This window comes from uncultured Arthrobacter sp. (assembly GCF_947495145.1).
Classification (GTDB): Bacteria; Actinomycetota; Actinomycetes; order Actinomycetales; family Micrococcaceae; genus Arthrobacter_D.
In genome coordinates, this window is record NZ_CANLXP010000002.1 from 208,195 (window position 1) to 223,054 (window position 14,860).

A 14,860-nucleotide genomic window follows, 5' to 3' on the forward strand; every position below is an offset into this window, starting at 1 on the left:
CGTCATCGGCTGGTTGCTTCCGTCGCTGCATCAATCTCCCCCGCCCCGACCGCGGCCCCTGCCCCGGCCCCTGCCGCTGTCGTCATCGTCGTCGTCCTCATCCGCCGCATCGACGACCACCGTATCCGGGACGGGCTCACCGGAGCCGCTGCCGGAGTTGCTTCCGGAGCTGTCGCCGCCATTTTCCGCTACCGGGGCGGGACCGGCCGGCTCAGGTGGTTGAGGAGGTTCTGCCGGCGGCTCGGGCGCGTCGGTAACTGTCGGTTCAGGCCCGTCGGTTATTGCCGGCCCAGGTTCCGCCGACGGCGATGCTACCGGAGCCGCCGGAGCCGCCGGCCCGGCGAGGGGCTGCGGCTGGTCTGCCGGCGCAGGAGCAGCCCCCGACCTCGTCAGCCGGTCAATGAGCTGCTCAACCCGCTGCAGGATTATCACCGCCCGCTCCCCGCTGATCTTGCCTTCCGCCTGCGCTGTGCGCACTCGTGTAGAGAGCGCGTGGGCTGCCTCGACGGCGTCAGAAGTGTCTCCCCGGGCGGTGAGGACGGCGATCTCGTGCACCTCAGACTGCAGCTCTGTGGACACCTCAGTTGCGATCGGAGGCGCCGAGCACCCGCTGAACGTCAGCACCGCGGTGACGATCAGGGCGCTGAAACCAGCGCGCAGGATCACGGCAGCACGCTCTCATACAGGCTGTCCAGCATGGCGCCCGTGCTCCCCGGTACGGCGGGCAGCGGAGTCGGCCCCGGCCCTGCGTTGGCATCGAAAACCAGAATCAGAACGGCGAACGTCAACCCCACCAGCACGACGACGGCGGCCAGGGCACGGGCGCGCAGCGCCACCTTTCCGGCCACGGTCTTTCCGGTCACGGCCTTTCCAGCCGCCCGGCGGCGGGGCGGCGCCGGGTGGGAGGCGGCCTCGATCTCGAGGAAGTCGGTCGGGTCGAGCGTGAACTGCCCGGATGGCTGCGCGGCGGCGCGCGTTTGCGCGGGTGGCGGCGGCGAAGCGGCGACAGCGCCCCCGGGAGGTGCCGCCGTCATCGTCGTTTGCTCTGTCCCGGCGGGAGCTGACGCGGATCCCAGCGGTGTCGCGGCAGGCGCTCCTGACAAGTCCAGCGAAGGGGCGGCGACAGCACCCCCGGGAGGTGCCGCCGTCGTCGTCGTTTGCTCTGTCCCGGCGGGTGAGATGGCCGGAGGTTCGGTAACGGTTGGGGGCAGCGATTCGACGCTGCGGACGACGTCGGCGGCACTGGGCCGCTGGAGCGGATCATCAAGGGTCATACCGGTGAGCAGCTGGTGCCAGTCGGGGCCGACAGACTCCGGGATCAGGGGTGGGCGGCTCAGCCTGGCGAGGACACTCTCCAGGCCGGTGCCCGGGTAGGCGGGTTCACCGGTGAGGCACTCGATCAGCACCAATCCCAGAGCGTAGATGTCCGTCGGCGTTCCCACCCGGTCTCCGCGCGCCTGTTCGGGACTGAAGTACGTTGCGGTACCGATGAGGCTGCCCGTCGCGGTGAGCCGGCTGCCCTCGAAGAAGCGGGCGATGCCGAAGTCCGTGAGGAGGAAGCTGAATGAGCCGTCTGCCGCTTCACTGGAGCGGGTGAGCACGTTTGAGGGCTTGATGTCGCGGTGCACAAGGCCCTGGCGGTGAATGTATTCGAGGGTGCGGGCGATGTCCCAGGCCGCCGTCGTCGTTGTCTCGGCTGAAAGGGGGCCGTTCCGCAGCACTGCACCGAGGTCCGGCCCGTCGATGTATTCCATGACGAGGTAGGAGGGCTCAAGCCGGGAAGCTTCGGCGTCCATGTCCAGGATCCGCACCAGGCCCGGATGGTGGAGGGCGGCGAGCTTAGCCGCTGCGGCGGAACCCCGTGCCACGCCCTCGGCGGAACCCGGGCGGAACATCTTCACAGCCACGTCGCGGTGCAGGCGGGTGTCGCGCGCGCGATAGATGTCCGCCATGCCGCCGGCACCGACTATGCCGTGGAGGACGTACCGTCCGCTCGCAAGCGATTCCTGCTTCATTCGATCCGCTTCCGCCAGTAAAGGTAAGCCTGGTGACCATTCTGGCTGAAAGTACCTGCGGAAAGCTTGGGAAGTTTTCACTTCGGGGGCAACGCAAAAGGCTCCCGTCCAGCCATTGAGGAACTAAACGGAAGCCTTCTGCTTGGGCGCTTCGCTGTTGCTAGGCGATGTTGTTCTCGTAGTCGTGGTCCCGCGTTTCCCGCGAGAGCCACAGGGCGATGAACGTCAGCACCGCGGCGGCGCTCAGGTAGAGGCCCACGAGGAACGTGCTGCCGTCTGCCGCCTGCCACAAGGCAATCGCCACGAACGACGCCGGCGCCGCCCCGATCACGCTGGACAGGTTGTAGGCCACTGCGGACCCGGTGTAGCGGACGTTGGCGGGGAACAGTTCGGGCAGGATCGCCGCCATGGGTCCGAACGTCAGCCCCATGAGGGTGAAGCCTAGGATCAGCAGCGCCATGGCACCCACGGTGCCGCCGCCGAAGAGCGGTACCCAGGTCAGGCCGAAGAGCGCAATTCCGACCGTCACGGCCAGCAGCATACGACGACGGCCGAACTTCTCCGCCAGCGGACCGGACACGATGGTGAAGATTCCGAAGAAGACGACGCCGATGATGAGCATCCAGAGGAAGTCGCCGCGCTCAATCCCGAGACCGGGAACGAATGCGTCGGGGTTGAACGGCCGGCCCGCCGCTTCGGCTGCTGCTGCGGCCGTCTCGACGTTGGCAGGAGCGGTTCCGAAAGTGAGCGTGAAGGAGGTCATCAGGTAGAACAGCACGTAAGTGGCGAACATGATGAACGTTCCGAGCAGCAGCGGGCGCCACTGCTTGGTGAACACTGCTGCCAGCGGAAGCTTGACGACCTTGCCCTTGTCGAGCACCTGCTGGAAGGAGTGGCTCTCGATGAGCTTCAGGCGGACGTACAGGCCCACGATGACCAGCACGGCGCTGGCGATGAATGGAACGCGCCAGCCCCAGTCCATGAAGGCTTCGGGCGAGAGGGTTGCGTTCAGCACAACGAACAGCAGGTTGGCCAGGATGAAGCCGATGGGAGCCCCGAGCTGCGGGAACGTGCCGTAGATGGCGCGCTTGCCCTTGGGTGCGTTCTCGGTTGCGAGGAGAGCAGCGCCGCTCCACTCACCGCCGAGGGCCAGGCCCTGCAGGAAGCGCAGCAGGACGAGGATTGCCGGGGCAAGGATGGTCCAGCCGGGTACCTGTGCGGTGGGCAGTACGCCGATGAGGAACGTCGCGATACCCATTGTCAGCAGGGACGCAACGAGCGTTCCCTTGCGCCCGATCCGGTCGCCGAAGTGGCCGAAAACGATTGACCCGAGGGGACGGGCCACGAAAGCCACACCGAAGACGGCGAATGACTGGAGCAGCGCCGTTGCCGGGCTCGAGTTCGGGAAGAAGAGAGCCGGGAACACCAGCACCGACGCCGTGGCGTAGATGTAGAAGTCGTAGAACTCGATGGTGGTGCCGATAAGGCTGGCGAAGATAACGCGACCACGAGAGTTCAACGGCTTTGTTGCCGCCGGCTCCACGGTCGATGAGGACGATGACATGGATTCTTGCTTTCTCGAAGACGGCCGTCGGGGAAAACGAAAGCCGGAGTATTTAGTGCCTATCAATCTCAACACCGGAACCGAAGGGTGAGATAACCGGTCCACATAGTGGACACCCCCTGGGAGGTGACTGTCCCGGTTCACTGGCTCGGGCTCCGGCGGATAGCCGGATGTCACATCCCGTTTACACGCGGCGACCCGAGTCGAAACGCGCCTTTCCTAGTGTGGCTTTACTGCCCCTCGAATGAAAGGTTCGGCATGAGCGTTGACCGCGCAGTTTCCAGGGATATTTCGACGACGACGGCCGCCGGAGCGCTTGCACACCGTCCGGGGCGCTGGATCGACAACTGGAACCCCGAGGACCCTCAGCAATGGGATTCCGGCGGCAAGGCGATCGCCCGCCGCAACCTGCAGTGGTCCATCGCGTGTGAGTTCCTCGGCTTCGTGGTGTGGCAGCTCTGGTCCATCGTGGTCGTCTACCTGCCCGCCGCAGGCTTCAACTTCTCCACGGCGCAGATCTTCTGGCTCATCTCGATGCCGAGTCTCGTCGGGGCAACCCTGCGCATCCCCTACACGTTCATGGTGCCGCGATTCGGCGGCCGCAACTGGACGATCATCTCGGCGCTCCTGCTGCTGATCCCGTCGGTTGGCCTTGCGATCGCAGTGAGTAATCCGGACACACCTTTCGGGGTGCTCCTCGGCATCGCGGCGCTTGCGGGATTCGGCGGCGGCAACTTCGCCAGCTCGATGGCGAACATCACCTTCTTCTATCCGGTCCGTGAGAAGGGCTGGGCGCTGGGACTGAACGCTGCCGGCGGGAACCTTGGCGCCGCCGTCGCGCAGTTGGTTGTTCCGCTGGTGATTGCAGCCGGTGCAGCCGCGACACTGAACCTGCCGCTGGCCGGCTGGATCTGGGTGCCGCTGATCCTCGTTGCCGCGTTCGGCGCGTGGAAGTACATGGACAATCTGTCCAGCGCGAAGTCCGACTTGGCCGGCTCCATCGCCGCCCTCCGCGAGCCGCACCTGTGGGTTATGGCGTTCCTGTATATCGGGACGTTCGGGTCATTCATCGGTTTCTCCGGCGTCTTTCCGAAGCTGATCCTCGATTCCTTTCCGGAGTTCTCCACCTTTGCGCTGGGGCCGGCCGCGCTGTCGCTGGCGTTCCTCGGCCCGCTGGTCGGTTCGCTCGCCCGGCCGTACGGCGGACGGCTTGCCGACCGGTGGGGCGGCGCACGCATCACCATGAGCGCCTTTGCCGTGATGGCGCTGGTTGCCCTCACCGTGGTCTGGACGCTCCCGCTGGGCAACTTCTGGCTGTTCCTCGGCCTGTTCCTGGTGCTCTTCGGCGCGGCGGGCGCGGGCAACGGCTCCACCTACCGCATGATCCCGGTGATCTTCGCCCTCCGCGGCCGTTCCGAGGGCGCCATGAGCACCGGCCGCAAAGCCGCCGCCGCGCTGGGGCTCATCTCCGCGATCGGAGCCTACGGCGGCTTCGTGATTCCGCAGGTGCTGAACGCGTCCAAGGGCGCGACCGGGACGTACGACGCCGCGTTCTACGGCTTCGTCACGGCCTACGTGCTGATGCTCGCGGTGACCTGGTTCTTCTACCTGCGCCGGAGCCCTTCGTCGGTGGGGCGCGTCTAGCGTGTGTAATTCTCGTCTTTCCAGTTCCGCAGGCGTCACAGCCACGCATTGCCCCTACTGCGCGCTCCAGTGCGCCATGACGTTGACTGTGTCCGGCGCCGGTTCGGCTTCGGGTTCGCACTCAGTCGAGGTACGCGGCCGCGACTTCCCCACCAACAAGGGCGGCCTCTGTCGCAAGGGCTGGACCTCTGCTGAATTGCTGAAGCACCCGGACCGGGTTCTCGAACCCCTGCTGAAGAACGACGACGGCGAACACCGCCCCATCTCGTGGGACCGTGCGCTGCGGCTCATCCGTGACCGCGTCCTGTCCACCCGTGAGCGGTACGGTGCCGATGCGGTCGGTGTGTTCGGCGGCGGTGGGCTCACCAACGAGAAGGCCTACCTGCTGGGGAAGTTCGCCCGCCTGGCCCTTGGCACGTCGCGGATCGACTACAACGGACGGTTCTGCATGTCCTCGGCGGCTGCGGCGGGGAACCGGGCGTTCGGGCTGGACCGGGGCTTGCCCTTCCCGCTGGCGGATCTCGGGTCCGCGCGGACCATCCTGATGCTCGGCTCCAACACTGCGGACACCATGCCGCCGTTCGTGCAGCATCTGCAGGGCGCCCGGGATGCCGGCGGCCTCATCGTCGTCGATCCGCGAAGGTCCGCCACAGCTGCACTCACGTCCGAGGGCCGCGGCCGCCACCTGCAGCCTTCGCCGAAAACGGACCTGGCCCTGCTGCTTGGGATCACGCACGTGGTGATCATGGACGGCCTGGTTTCGGAGTCGTACGTGCGCGAGCGGACCAGCGGGTACGACGCCATTGCCCGCAGCGTGAACACGTGGTGGCCCGAACGCGTTGCCGCCGTGACGGGCGTTCCGGCCAACCTCATCCGGGAGACGGCACATCGGCTGGCTGAACCCGGCGGAACGTACATCCTGACCGGACGCGGCGTCGAACAGCACGCCAACGGCACCGACACCGCGACGGCCGCCATCAACCTCGCGCTCCTCCTCGGTTTGCCCGGAACAACCGGCAGCGGGTACGGCACGCTGACGGGCCAGGGCAACGGACAGGGCGGACGCGAACACGGGCAAAAGGCGGACCAGCTTCCCGGGTACCGCAAGATCACCGACCCCGCCGCCCGGAAACACGTCGCCGGAGTCTGGGGCGTGCCGGAGTCGTCGATTCCCGGTCCCGGGCTGCCCGCCGTCGAACTCCTGGCTTCCCTCGGTCAGCCGGGAGGGGTGCGCTGCCTGTTTGTGCACGGGGCCAACGTGGCTGTGTCGGCGCCGAATGCGTCGTCGGTGCTTGCCGGGTTGCGCAGCCTGGACTTCCTGGTGGTGTGCGACTTTTTCCTCTCCGAAACCGCGGCCGAGGCGGACCTGGTGTTGCCGGTGCTGCAGTGGGCGGAGGAGGAAGGCACCATGACCAACCTCGAGGGGCGCATCCTGCGCCGTCGTGCAGCGGTGGCCCCTCCACCGGGCGCGCGCAGCGAACTGTGGATTATGGCCCGGTTGGCTGAGCTGCTGGAGGCGCCGTCGTCGTTCCCTGACGACCCGGAGGCGGTGTTCACCGAGCTGCGGGCGGCGAGCGCCGGCGGCCTCGCGGACTACTCCGGGGTGGACTACGCAATGCTCGACAAGGAGCTGCTCGCCGGCGAGGTGCTCGCCGGCGAGGTGCTCGACGGCGAATTTCCCGACGGCGGTGCTGCCGCCTACTGGCCGTATCCGGCCGGTTCCGGCGGCACTCCGCGACTGTTCCTCGACAGGTTCGCCCATGCGGACGGGCGGGCCGTGCTGCATCCGGTAGCGCCGCCGTCGTCATCCGTCTCCGCTTCAGTTGCAGCCTCAGACGGCATGCTCACGCTGGCGACCGGGCGGTTGCTGGAGCACTACCAGTCGGGCACGCAGACCCGGCGGGTGGACGGCCTCCTGGCGACCAGCAGCGAACAGGTGCTGCAGATCCATCCCGTGACCGCTGCGGGCCTCGGAATTATGGACGGTGCGGGGGTTGAGGTGAGCAATGAGCGGGGAACGGTGCTTACTGTTGCGGGGCTGTCGACGGCGGTGCGGCCCGACACGGTGTTCCTGTCCTTCCACTTCGCAGGGGCGGGTAGCGCGAATGTGCTGACGTCGTCGGAGACGGATCCTGTGTCGGGGATGCCCGAGTTCAAGACCACGCGGGTATCGGTGCGCGTGCGCCGGCCTGCTCGGAGTGAGGTGGTTGGGGTATGAGTTCTGTGTCTGCCGGGCGTGATGTGTTTACCGAGCGTGCTGTGGCTCCGCTGCGCGTTGTGGTGGTCGGGTTCGGGCCGGTGGCGGCGCGGTTCATCGATGTTCTCGAGCCTTCCCTGGCCTCGGGTGCGGTGCAGCTGACCGTCGTGGGGGCCGAGACCGACGCTGCGTACAACCGTGTGCTGGTGGCCGATGTCGGGGTGGGGCGGACCTCGCCATCGGCGATCGGCCTGAGTGACCCGGCGCGTCTCGTTTCGCTGGGCGCCGACGTGCTGCTTGGCATCGGCGTGCGGCGGATCGACCGGGCACGGCAGCAGGTTCTGCTCGACGACGGCACTGCCCTCCCCTATGACCGCCTGGTCCTGGCGACCGGCGCACGGCCCGTCATTCCCTACCTCGCCGGGCTGAATCCGGACCCGCTGCACCCCGCCTGGCCCTCTGGCGTCACCGCACTGCGCGATCTGGCCGACGCACGCGTGCTTCGCACCGTCGTCGAGCGCCGGGGCGACGTGGTGATTCTCGGCGGCGGAATCCTCGGACTTGAAGCGGCCCTCGCGGCGGCTGAGGAGGGCGCTCGGGTGACGGTGGTCCACCATGGCGACTACCCGCTTGCCCGGAACATTGACGACGGCGGTGGGCGGGTACTCGCCTCCGTTCTCCGTTCGCAGGGAGTGCGGCTGGTTTCGGGGGCGAAGGCCGTTGGTCTCGAGCATTCTGGTGGTGGTGCTTTCACTGCCCTGCGTCTCGACGACGGCCCGCTGGTGTCCGGCGACCTGCTGGTGCTGTCCTGCGGCGTGCGGCCGCGGCTTGAACTGGCTGAGGGTGCGGGGTTGCCGGTCGCGTCGGGCATCCTCGTGGGACACTCGCTGCAAGCGCATCACGACGAGCACATTTACGCCATCGGCGACTGCGCCGAAGTCCGCTGTGTTTCCCCTTCATGTGAAGACTGCTCGGGCAACACTGCGCCGTCAGGGCTGATCGGGCCGGGGTGGAAGCAGGCCGAGTGGTTGGCCGAGTCGTTCATCGCGGAGTTGGCTTCCGGGGCGCGCGCGGGAGACGGGCTCGAGACGCCGGCGACCGTCACATGTGCAGGCACCGAAAGTGCCAACCCCTACGTGAAGGCTACGGCTGCCCCGAGCCCCGCCTCCGCGGACTCGCACCGCTACGTCGAGGCCGCCCTGCCGCCGGTGCTCATGCTGAAGGCGCGTGGGCTGGACGCTGTGGTGGCTGGTGACGCTGCAGCAGACCCGTGGGCCGCGCATGAGGATGGCACCGCCGTCGCGCTCTGGGCCGACCCGCAGCAGGGTAGCTACGCGAAGATGATCACGCGGCATGGGGTGCTGCAGGGGCTGGTGTGTGTCGGAATGCCGCGGGCCGGGGCTGAGTTAGTGCTGCTTTTCGAGAGCGGCGCGGTGCTGCCGTCCGACCGGTCGAGCCTGCTGCGGCTGGACGGAGCGGAGGCGGAGGCGTCACTGTCGTCGTCGGCTTCGGACCCTTCGACCATCGTCTGCCGGTGCGCGGGGGTGAGCCGGGGCAGCATCGAGCAGGCCGCCGTCGTCGGCTGTTCGAGTGTGGCCGAGGTGTCGGCGTCGACCCGTGCGGGTACCGGCTGTGGCGGTTGCCACAATGACATCCGCACCATCATCGAGCAGCACTTCCAGCACCCCGTTGAGTTGGCAGGACACACCCCTTATGGAGACTCATAAGGGGTGTGTCCTGCCAACTCAACGAGGGGTTGTGGATAACGCCAGAGCGGAAATACGCTCTGCCAGCATAATCGGGCCATGCGTACGCCGTTGCCCCTGCCCGACCCGTTCGAATCTGCGCCGTTCACGGTTGCGGACTCCGATTCCGCTGGCATCAGCCGAAAACGCATCTACAACGGGCGATTTACGTCCTCCAGTCAGGGGATCCGGGTCTGCGCCGAACGGCAACCTTCCACGACGGAGTTGCTTCGCGCTTACACCTCTATCACCGAGCAGTCCTTCGCTTCCCACCAGACGGCCGGCTTTATCTGGGGCTTTTTCCACTACAGCTGCGAAGGCGATCAGGAGGTTTTTCACATTTCGCGGCCGGCAGGAGGCCCAACGCCGCGTCGCACCAATGTCCGGGGGCATTCGACGCTGTTGCCGGCGGAGGAGGTAACTGAGTACGACGGCGTCAGACTCACCACCCGCGCACGCACGTGGCTCGATCTTGCCGAAAGGCTCAGCGTCGACGAGCTTGTGGTGATCGCGGACCAGCTAATTCGGTATCCCCGAAAAGAGTTCGAAGGGCGATCCGAACCGTACTGCACGAAGAACGATCTGCAGCGCGTGATCGACCGACACCCCCGCAAGCGTGGTGTTCGAAAGGCTCGTGAAGCCCTTGATCTGGCTCGGGTTGGGGCGGATTCACCTCCTGAAACGCGACTTCGCCTCGCTTTGGTGTACGCGGGCCTGCCTGAGCCAGCTGTGAACATTCCAATTGTCGACGAGAACGGAATTGAGTGGCACCAGCCCGATCTTTCGTACCCCGAGTTTCGGATAAGCATCCAATACGACGGCGGTGGCCACTCCGAGCAGGACCAAGTGGACCGGGACATCAGTCGGGCGGAACAGACGATCGCGATCGACTGGAGCGAGGTGCGCGTTTCCAACCGCCACATGTCGAACGAGGCCAAAGCGGCCGTGGCGAAGGTGCGGTCGGAGCTGGTCGCCAAGGGGTGGCGCCCAAACCGCCGTTGATTTGGCAGGACACGCCCCGAATGACTCCTCATACGGGGCGTGTCCTGCCAAATCAACACAAAGGGAAAGGGGCTAGTGAAGGTGCAGCCGCCGCGCGGCCTCGGAAATGGACCCCGTGAGCGACGGGTACACGGTGAAGGTGTTGGCGACGTCGTCGACGTGCAGCTTCTTGGTGACGGCGAGCGCCAGCGGGAAGATCAGCTCGGACGCGCGCGGAGCAACCACAACGCCGCCGATCACCGTACCGGAGCCCTTCCGCGCGATGATCTTCACGAACCCGTCCTTGACGTTCATCATTTTGGCCCGGGCGTTGGTGCTGAGCGAGAGCTTGAAGACGTCGCCCTGGTACTTGCCGGATTCGACGTCGGCTTCCGAAACACCCACCGACGCGATCTCGGGTGCGGTGAAGATATTCGAGGCAACCTGCTTGAGCTTGAGCGGCGTCACGGTGTCCCCCATCAGGTGCGCCATCGCGATCCGGCCCTGCATCGCGGCCACCGAGGCGAGCGCCAGGACGCCGGTGCAGTCCCCCGACGCATACACATTCGGCGCGGTGGTCCGGGAAACGCCGTCCACCTTGATGTGCCCGGATTCGCTCAGCGCAACGCCAGCCTCCTCCAGCCCGATGCCCGACGTGTTCGGAATGGCACCAACAGCAACGAGGCAGTGGCTGCCATCGATCGTGCGCCCGTCGGACAGCGTCACCCGGACGCCGTCCCCACGCCGCTCCACTCCCTCTGCCCGGGACTTCGACACCACGTTCATGCCCCGCGAGCGGAACACGTTCTCAAGGACCTCGGCGGCGTCGGCGTCCTCGCCTGGCAGCACGCGGTCGCGGCTGGAAATCAGGGTCACGTCCGCACCGAGGCCGTGGTACGCCGAGGCGAATTCCGCACCGGTGACACCCGAGCCGATGACGATGAGGTGTTCGGGCACCTCGGTGAGGTTGTAGACCTGCTTCCAGTTGAAGATCCGCTCCCCGTCCGGGACGGCGGTGGGAAGCTCACGCGGGTGCGCGCCGACGGCCAGCAGAATGGCGTCCGCCTCGATGATGCTGGTTCCGGCATCCGTTTCGACTTCGAGCCGGTGGTTGTCCAGCAGCTTCCCGGAGCCGATGATGATCGTGACGCCGGCACGCTCCAGCGCCGCGGAAATGTCCTTCGACTGGTCCACCGCAAGATCCAGCAGACGCTGGTTCACCTGGGTGAAGTCGGCGTAGGCGGCGGTGGGGTCCGCGAACTTCACGCCGAGGTTATGGGCATTCGCGACGCGCGCCATCGTGTCCGCCGTCGCGATGAGGGTTTTTGACGGAACGACGTCGGTGAGAACCGCCGAGCCACCAAGCCCGTTCCGCTCCACAATAGTGACCGTCGCTCCCAGCGAAGCAGCGACCATGGCCGCCTCATAGCCGCCCGGACCTCCCCCGAGAATCGCGATACGGAGGGCGCTGAAATCCAGTTGACTCGTCACACCTGCCATTCTGTCCTATCGGATACCAGCCCTCAAACGTCCCGACGGCGCCGCAACGGCTGAGCGCACACAGCCCGACGACGCCACGCAGCCTCCCGGATTCCCGCGCCGACGCCCCGGACAAGTGGAACAACACGTCCACTGGCGGTAGGTTGGACCGGTGATTGACCAATCCTCAACGGACCCGTTTGCCCTTGCCCGCGACGCTGCGGACTACATCGCACAGCAGACGTCGGTGGCGTCCCACGACATTGCCCTGGTGCTCGGCTCCGGCTGGGGTGAGGCTGCCGAGCTGATCGGCGAGACCACGCACACCCTGCAGGCGACGGACATCCCGGGCTTCGCCGCCCCCGCGGTTGAAGGCCACGTCGGCACCATCCGCTCCATCGTCACCCCGGCCGGCAAGCGCGCGCTCGTGCTCGGCGCGCGCACCCACTATTACGAGGGCCGCGGCGTCCGCGCGGTTGTCCACGGGGTCCGCACCGCCGCCGCCACGGGCGCCAAGACGCTCGTCCTCACCAACGGCTGCGGCGGGCTGCAGGAACAGTGGACCCCGGGCACGCCGGTGCTCATCAGCGACCACCTCAACCTCACGGCCGCCTCCCCGCTCGAGGGCGCCACGTTCGTGGACCTCACCGACCTCTACTCCAAGCGCCTGCGGGACCTCGCCCGCGAAGTCGACCCGTCCCTCGATGAGGGCGTCTACGCGCAATTCACCGGCCCGCACTACGAGACCCCCGCCGAGGTCCAGTACGCCAAGCGGATCGGCGCCGACCTCGTCGGCATGTCCACCGCACTCGAAGCCATCGCAGCCCGCCACGCAGGCATGGAGGTCTTCGGCATGTCCCTGGTCACCAACCTGGCCGCCGGCATCAGCGCCATCCCGCTCAGCCACGCCGAGGTCCTGGAAGCCGGACAGGCGGCCGGGCCCCGCATCTCGCGGCTCCTCGCCGACATTATCGGCAGGCTCTGACATGCAGCCTTCGCACGCCGACCTCTTCACCTCCGCCCGCGAGTGGGCCGCCCAGGACCCGGATCCGGAAACCCGCGCTGAGCTGGAAGACCTGCTCACCCGCGCCGAGAACGACGACGACGCCGGCCAGCCCGCTGCCCTGCAGCAGCTTGAGGACGCATTCAGCGGACCGCTGCTCTTCGGAACGGCCGGCCTGCGTGCCGCGCTGGGACCCGGTCCCAACCGGATGAACCGCGTCGTCGTCCGCAGCGCCGCGGCCGGAGTGGCCGCCCACGCACTCAACCTGGCAAAAGGCGCCTACGCGCCGCGCGCCGTCGTCGGCTTCGATGCCCGACGCAACTCGCGCATCTTCGCCGAGGAAACCGCGGCGATTTTCACCGCCGCGGGCCTGGAGACCTTCCTCATGCCCACTGAACTCCCGACGCCGGTGCTCGCCTACGCGGTGCGCGCGCTTGAGTGCGAGGTCGGCGTGATGGTGACGGCGAGCCACAATCCGCCGCAGGACAACGGATACAAGGTGTACCTCGGCGGCCGCGCGGTGGAGGAGACTGCCCGGGGCGTGCAGATTGTCGCACCGCATGACGCGCAGATCGCCGAGCAGATCACTGCCGCGAACAACATCCAGTTGGCTCCCGGGTGGAATGTCCTCCCCGAGAGCATCGAAACCGACTATGTGGCCTCGGTCATCGCGCTGGCAGACGCCGAAACGTACCCAGCGCGCGACCTCTCGATTGTCCTGACTCCGATGCATGGCGTCGGCGGCCGCACGGCACAGCAGGTTCTTGCGTCCGCCGGGTTCGACACCGTGCACGTCGTCAAGGAACAGGCCGAGCCGGACCCGACATTCCCCACGGTCGAGTTCCCCAACCCCGAGGAACCCGGCGCTCTTGACCTGGCGCTGGCGGCCGCGGCTGACCAGGACGCCGACCTGGTCCTTGCCAACGACCCCGACGCCGACCGCATGGCCGCCGCTGCCAAGGACCCAGCGACCGGCGAATGGCGGATGCTGCGCGGCGATGAGACGGGCGCACTGCTCGGCCTGCATCTGGCAGCCCGGCTCGCGGACGACGCAAAGCACAACGCGGTGTTCGCCAACTCGATCGTCTCCTCGCGGCTGCTCGGCAGGATCGCCGAAGCGTCCGGGATCGGCCACGCCCAGACGCTCACGGGCTTCAAGTGGATCTCCCGCGTCCCGAACATCACCTACGGGTACGAGGAAGCGCTCGGCTACTGCGTGGCTCCGGAACTGGTGCGGGACAAGGACGGCCTGTCCGCAGCCCTGCTGCTGGCCGAGTTCGCCGCCGCCTGCAAGGCCGAGGGCAGGACCCTCTTCGATGTCCTCGACGAACTGGCACTCGTCCACGGCCTGCACGCCAGCGACCAGCTTTCGGTGCGGGTAGGCAGCCTCGGCCTGCTGGGAGCCATGATGAACCGCCTGCGCGAGGCGCCGCCGTCGTCGTTTGCCGGTTCTGACGTGATGGTCGCGGAGGATCTGGCGGAAGGCGCCCACCTGCCGCCCACCGACGGGCTGCTTTATGTCACGCGCGACGACACCCGCGTGATCATCCGCCCCAGCGGCACCGAGCCCAAGCTCAAGTGCTACCTCGAAGTCATCGAGCCGGTGGATTCCGCAGCCGAGGTAGGGGACGCGAAAACAACAGCGCGGGCCAGGCTCGACGCCGTGATCCGCGACGTCGAGGAAGCCCTCGGCCTCTAACCCAGCGCTGGGCCTGTAACCCAGCGCGTTGAGTTGGCAGGACACGCCGTGAATAGCTCCCCAAAAGGGGTGTGTCCTGCCAACTCAACGCAAGGTTAGACGAGCACTTCCACCGTTCCGTCGATCACCCGCGTCGGAAAGCTCCGCAGAGCCGTCCCTGATCCCGATGCGGGTTCGCCGGAGTCCAGGAAGTAGACCTCCTTGTGCAGGGGCGAGGTGATGGTGAACCGCTGCCCCCGGGAGCCGACAATTCCGCGCGCCATCACCTGCGAGCCACTGACCGGATCGCGGTGCGAGACAGCGAACACCGTCGCCGAATCCACCCGGAACAGCGCCACCTGCCGGCCGTGGATCAGCGCAGCCTCTCCCCAGCACAGCTCGAGGTCCTCAAGCCGGCAGATCGGATACCAGGCGCCGTCGAGATCGAGTGCGAGGCCGGGTGTGGAATCGAGTTGCAGAGTCATGAGTCTCCCCGTTCGGATTGCTTGTTCAGTTGAACCTGCACTCGACGCTACGAATGCCGCGTTACACCC

11 protein-coding genes are annotated in these 14,860 nt (G+C 67.1%); 6 read left to right on the forward strand and 5 right to left on the reverse strand.

Going from position 1 to position 14,860, the window contains the following annotated elements; all coding sequences use genetic code 11:
• Positions 1-30: 30 nt before the first annotated feature.
• From Q0877_RS02410 to Q0877_RS02420, 3 genes are all read right to left on the reverse strand, one after another.
• Positions 31-666, reverse strand: a complete 636-nt coding sequence (locus Q0877_RS02410; RefSeq protein WP_299165496.1) for a hypothetical protein — start codon at positions 664-666, stop codon at positions 31-33.
• Entirely contained in the window at positions 663-2,015 is a 1,353-nt protein-coding gene (locus tag Q0877_RS02415) for a serine/threonine-protein kinase (RefSeq protein ID WP_299165497.1), read from the reverse strand. The genes Q0877_RS02410 and Q0877_RS02415 overlap by 4 nt, the downstream gene beginning before the upstream one ends.
• 160 nt (positions 2,016-2,175) lie before the next feature.
• On the reverse strand, positions 2,176-3,579 hold the full coding sequence (locus Q0877_RS02420) for an MFS transporter (protein ID WP_299165499.1): 1,404 nt from the start codon (positions 3,577-3,579) through the stop codon (positions 2,176-2,178).
• A gap of 258 nt (positions 3,580-3,837) precedes the next feature.
• Here Q0877_RS02420 and Q0877_RS02425 point away from each other — a divergent pair, with 258 nt between their 5' ends.
• The 4 genes from Q0877_RS02425 to Q0877_RS02440 all read left to right on the forward strand — a co-directional run bounded on the left by Q0877_RS02425 (position 3,838) and on the right by Q0877_RS02440 (position 10,167).
• On the forward strand, positions 3,838-5,223 hold the full coding sequence (locus Q0877_RS02425) for an MFS transporter (protein ID WP_299165500.1): 1,386 nt from the start codon (positions 3,838-3,840) through the stop codon (positions 5,221-5,223).
• A 1-nt stretch (position 5,224) separates the two neighbouring features.
• A complete protein-coding gene (locus Q0877_RS02430; protein WP_299165502.1) occupies positions 5,225-7,441 on the forward strand; it encodes a molybdopterin oxidoreductase family protein in 2,217 nt (738 codons plus the stop codon).
• Positions 7,438-9,147 (forward strand): FAD-dependent oxidoreductase, encoded by a 1,710-nt coding sequence (locus Q0877_RS02435; protein WP_299165503.1) that lies wholly within the window; start codon positions 7,438-7,440, stop codon positions 9,145-9,147. The genes Q0877_RS02430 and Q0877_RS02435 overlap by 4 nt, the downstream gene beginning before the upstream one ends.
• A 78-nt stretch (positions 9,148-9,225) precedes the next feature.
• The gene (locus tag Q0877_RS02440; protein WP_299165504.1) at positions 9,226-10,167 is read left to right on the forward strand and encodes a hypothetical protein; all 942 of its coding nucleotides are present in this window, start codon (positions 9,226-9,228) and stop codon (positions 10,165-10,167) included.
• Between the two features lie 72 nt (positions 10,168-10,239).
• Here the strand turns inward: Q0877_RS02440 and Q0877_RS02445 are convergent, their stop codons facing one another.
• Positions 10,240-11,637 carry an NAD(P)H-quinone dehydrogenase gene (locus Q0877_RS02445; RefSeq protein ID WP_299165505.1) on the reverse strand — a complete coding sequence of 466 codons (1,398 nt, stop codon included), beginning with the start codon at positions 11,635-11,637 and terminating at the stop codon, positions 10,240-10,242.
• 160 nt (positions 11,638-11,797) lie between these two features.
• Between Q0877_RS02445 and Q0877_RS02450 the strand changes: the two genes are divergently transcribed.
• Positions 11,798-12,610: a purine-nucleoside phosphorylase gene (locus tag Q0877_RS02450; RefSeq protein WP_299165506.1), complete on the forward strand. Its 813-nt coding sequence runs from the start codon at positions 11,798-11,800 to the stop codon at positions 12,608-12,610.
• 1 nt (position 12,611) lies between these two features.
• Entirely contained in the window at positions 12,612-14,327 is a 1,716-nt protein-coding gene (locus Q0877_RS02455) for a phospho-sugar mutase (protein ID WP_299165507.1), read from the forward strand.
• A gap of 95 nt (positions 14,328-14,422) precedes the next feature.
• Here the strand turns inward: Q0877_RS02455 and nirD are convergent, their stop codons facing one another.
• A complete protein-coding gene (gene nirD / locus Q0877_RS02460) occupies positions 14,423-14,791 on the reverse strand; it encodes a nitrite reductase small subunit NirD (protein ID WP_299165508.1) in 369 nt (122 codons plus the stop codon).
• Between the last annotated feature and the right edge of the window lie 69 nt (positions 14,792-14,860).

Coding starts and splice junctions, on each gene's coding strand:
- Q0877_RS02425 (WP_299165500.1), top strand. CDS start 3,838: ATGAGCGTTGACCGCGCAGTTTCCAGGGATATTTCGACGACGACGGCC.
- Q0877_RS02440 (WP_299165504.1), top strand. CDS start 9,226: ATGCGTACGCCGTTGCCCCTGCCCGACCCGTTCGAATCTGCGCCGTTC.
- Q0877_RS02435 (WP_299165503.1), top strand. CDS start 7,438: ATGAGTTCTGTGTCTGCCGGGCGTGATGTGTTTACCGAGCGTGCTGTG.
- Q0877_RS02455 (WP_299165507.1), top strand. CDS start 12,612: ATGCAGCCTTCGCACGCCGACCTCTTCACCTCCGCCCGCGAGTGGGCC.
- Q0877_RS02415 (WP_299165497.1), bottom strand. CDS start 2,015: ATGAAGCAGGAATCGCTTGCGAGCGGACGGTACGTCCTCCACGGCATA.
- nirD (WP_299165508.1), bottom strand. CDS start 14,791: ATGACTCTGCAACTCGATTCCACACCCGGCCTCGCACTCGATCTCGAC.
- Q0877_RS02420 (WP_299165499.1), bottom strand. CDS start 3,579: ATGTCATCGTCCTCATCGACCGTGGAGCCGGCGGCAACAAAGCCGTTG.